This is a genomic window from Petralouisia muris (assembly GCF_004793545.1).
Classification (GTDB): domain Bacteria; phylum Bacillota; class Clostridia; order Lachnospirales; family Lachnospiraceae; genus Petralouisia; species Petralouisia muris.
The window spans coordinates 1-3606 of sequence record NZ_SRYA01000165.1 but is presented as its reverse complement, the minus strand read 5'-3'; the positions used below and the strand labels follow the sequence as shown (position 1 = coordinate 3606).

Annotated in this window: 4 protein-coding genes and 1 pseudogene; 3 read left to right on the top strand and 2 right to left on the bottom strand. The window is 39.7% G+C overall.

Annotated elements, in window-relative coordinates; translation table 11 throughout:
• Nucleotides 1–509 precede the first annotated feature (509 nt).
• Nucleotides 510–995 (top strand): type III toxin-antitoxin system CptIN family toxin, encoded by a 486-nt coding sequence (cptIN, locus tag E5329_RS28580; RefSeq protein WP_275443868.1) that lies wholly within the window; start codon nt 510–512, stop codon nt 993–995.
• Between the two features lie 399 nt (nt 996–1394).
• Here the strand turns inward: cptIN and E5329_RS28575 are convergent, their stop codons facing one another.
• Nucleotides 1395–1847, bottom strand: a complete 453-nt coding sequence (locus E5329_RS28575) for a GNAT family N-acetyltransferase (RefSeq protein ID WP_135992503.1) — start codon at nt 1845–1847, stop codon at nt 1395–1397.
• 27 nt (nt 1848–1874) lie between these two features.
• Entirely contained in the window at nt 1875–2402 is a 528-nt protein-coding gene (locus E5329_RS28570; RefSeq protein ID WP_135992502.1) for a helix-turn-helix domain-containing protein, read from the bottom strand.
• A gap of 286 nt (nt 2403–2688) precedes the next feature.
• Here E5329_RS28570 and E5329_RS28565 point away from each other — a divergent pair, with 286 nt between their 5' ends.
• On the top strand, nt 2689–2889 hold the full coding sequence (locus E5329_RS28565; RefSeq protein ID WP_135992501.1) for a helix-turn-helix transcriptional regulator: 201 nt from the start codon (nt 2689–2691) through the stop codon (nt 2887–2889).
• Nucleotides 2890–3504, top strand: a pseudogene (locus E5329_RS28560) (tyrosine-type recombinase/integrase); the annotation flags it as partial.
• Nucleotides 3505–3606 lie beyond the last annotated feature (102 nt).

Below are 3606 nucleotides of genomic sequence, written 5' to 3'. Positions count from 1 at the left end.
TGATTATAACACTCATATATGTATTTGACTAGTTATTTAATTTATGATGTACTAGGGTTTAAATATGCACGATCTTTGTTTTGGGAGAGGACATAAGGGCGGGCAGGAGCAAAACCATAAAAATAAAAGGCTGATATTGTTCATAAAGATTAAGGAGTAGTGAACAAAAGTAAAATTTTTGCAGGGTGATTCTGAAAACTTTGAGTATAATAAAAGGTAAATAGTGTGGCTGAGAAAAATCCGATTGCAGTAGAGATAGTGATAACTGATAAAAAGTGATTGCAATTTCTTGCAGTTCTGCTATACTATGGGTAAAGGTAAATGTTTGCCGTTGGCTATGCGACGGGGTAAAAGAAACATAGCAGGTGATTTTGCCACTTGCCGATGGTGTGGGGTATAAATGATTCGGTATGTAAATGCTTGCCACTTGCTATATAGGTGGGATATAAGTAATATAGTTCGTTCAAAAATCCCCGTCATTTTTTGATGGGGATTTTTTCTAAGGAGAAATGATGGAAATAAAGCAAGGGTACTCTTATCATATCAAAGATGAATTTTTTGATTTTGTTCAAGATAAATATTTGATGGGAAATAAAGAGAACGGAAATTATCGACCACATTTTTTAGCAATTCAAGATAACAAAAATGAAGAATTGTTTTGGATGATTCCGATTAGTTCCCAGGTGGACAAATATAAAATTATTATGGAAAAGAAGATAAAAAGATACGGAAAGTGCAATACAATCGTCATAGGAAAATTTGCGGGAAGGGACAATGCTTTTTTAATACAAAATGCCTTTCCGATTATAAAGAAGTTTTTTGACCACGTACATACGATTGAAAATAACCCTATTATGATACACAGCAAACTGAACAGGGAATTGACTGTTAATTTACGGGAAGTGATAGCGATGTATAGAAGAGGGATTCATCTGATTTTTCCAGATATTGATTATATACAAGGAAAAATGGAAGAACTGTTAAATGCAAGATAATGGTAGAGGTTAAAAATACGTTGCTTCTATTTTGCTTCTAAAAAAATTGGAAACGAAAAATAAGATAAGAAAATCCGTGTAATATAAGTAAATAAATGGACAAAAAAGATATAAAAGTATCTTATGCTAGAAACTGGGAAACGAGTACGAGTAAGATGAAAAGACGAAAGAACCCAGTGTTTATGCGGGTTTGCGGACTTTGGAAAGGTCTTTTGATAACAAATTGATAACAGTCGTTTGAGTGCGATTATTCTTACTATCAAGTGGTTTAGAGGTGGTAGAATGATTTGCAAGAGGTTTAGATGATTGTAAAAATCCATATTATAACGCCCTTAGCTGTGGGTAGGAACTCATGGCTAAGGGCATTTTGTCGTGCTTTTAATGGTGAATGGGGGATAGTTAAAGCAGTTTTTCCATAATGTAATTCGTCAAGGGGATATTTGACCTGATTACCTGCTGTTCCTTAATTATGTTATATCCCCTGTGAAGAAAAAACGGTTTTGCGGTGATGGAAGCATATGTGGTTATTTTGCTTGTCCCAAAAGTGCGTTCCAGTTTATTGCAGATTGTGGTGGCAATCCCTTGGCGTTGATAGTCCTTGTGGATATACAGCCTGTCTAGGTATCCTGTCCTGTCAATATCGCCAAACCCTGCTATGATGTCGCCTTTTATGGCGACAAGCGTAAAATGCTCGGATAATGATTGATTCCATTCATTTATGTTTACATTGCCAGTTGCCCAGACGTTTAACTGTTCGTCTATATAGTCTTTGGCATTTATGGAATGGACAGTCTGATAAAACAGCTCCGCTAAGTATTTACAGTCCGAGGGGCGGTATTCTCTGATAATCACGTTTTTACACCTTCCAATCTGGCTTGGTTAGTCTGGCAGCATGTCTTTGAACGTTTCAACTAAGGCATCGCTCAATTCCTTAGAGGGGACTTTTGCCCAATGCTGCGTGGTGTCAAACTTCGGATAATTGTACCGCCACTGGTCGTAATCTTCCCTGCTGATTTCCTCAGCAGAGAGTTTGTCCGCCTGCTCTTTCCAAGTGCAGAGCATTTTCAGCAATTCGGCGGCATCCTTGCTTTTGTCTTTGCTGACTTTTAAGCAGACTTCACCGTCTGTTTCACTGATAGTAAGACCGTAAATGTCTTCAAGGGTAAATAAGGTGTGCATAAGCCCGATGTAGCTGTCAATGTTGGGTATGTCCAGAGCTTGTGGTACAACGTCAAGAGCCTGCGCCAGTGCAGCTGTCAAGTCTGCCTTTGGCTTGCGTGAGCCAGTTTCGTATTGTGCCAGACGCACATCCGCTGATTTTTCGGAAAAACCGACAAGCATACCAAGGTATTTCTGTGTCATTCCCCGCATGATGCGGAAAAAATGTATTCTTTCGCCAATCGCCATAGTGTTTCACTCCTTGTTCTTATACTTTGTCAGACGAAGTCTGCCCGCCCGAAGGGCAAGTGTTGCGGTATGCCCTGCGGGTATGTTTATAAGGAGTATAGCATATATGTTTAGAAAAAGTCAAGCATAAGAGAAACAAAAAAGTTTAATATTTTCTTACAAACCTATTGGCAGTAGCAAAAATGTTTAGCATTATGAATTAAGCAAAAACACTTAATAAAAAACGACGCAAGGGCATACATATATGCCCAGAGTAATGGGCGGCAATAAGGAAAGGAGAGGTTGTATGGACAACAAATTTATCCGTGTGGATGAGGTGGCGCAGGAGCTTTCCGTATCAAAGCCTTACGCTTACAAGCTCATCAAGAAATTAAATGACGAGCTGAAGGAGCAGGGGTTTATCACGATTGCGGGGCATGTCAACCGCCAATATTTTCAAGAAAGGTTTTACGGGGCAGGAGAAAAACAAGGAAAGGAGATGGAGTAAATGCCAGTATTTAAGAACGAGGGCAACGGCACATGGTATGTGATGGCAAGGTATGTAAACTGGAAAGGGGAGCGTAAACAGAAGTGTAAGCGTGGATTTGCTACAAAACGTGAAGCGCAGGAGTGGGAACGGAAGTTCCAGTTACAAAATTCTGCTGACCTTGATATGGACTTTGAAGCCTTTACGGATCTTTATGCGAATGATGTCAAGAACCGACTGAAAGAAAACACTTGGCTGACAAAGGAGCATATCATTCGGACGAAGATTCTCCCGTACTTCGGAAAAATGAAGATTAGCGAGATTGGCACAAAGGAAATCATTGCATGGCAGAATGAGCTGCTTGCCTACCGTGACGAAAAACGCAATCCCTATTCGCAGACGTATCTGAAAACCGTCCACAACCAGCTTTCCGCTATCTTCAACCATGCGGTGCGCTATTATGACCTCCGCTCCAACCCTGCGGCAAAGGCGGGGAATATGGGGAGCGAGGAACACAAGGAAATGCTGTTCTGGACAAAAGAGGAATATAAGAAGTTTGCGGATGAAATGATGGACAAGCCAGTTTCCTTTTATGCTTTTGAAATGCTTTACTGGTGCGGAATCCGAGAGGGAGATGCTTACGGTAAAATAAGACTAAAGTTAGAACAAATCCAGTAAATACACAATGTCATTAACTTAAGGAATCTTTTACATTTGAATTGTAAAAGGTTCCTTTTT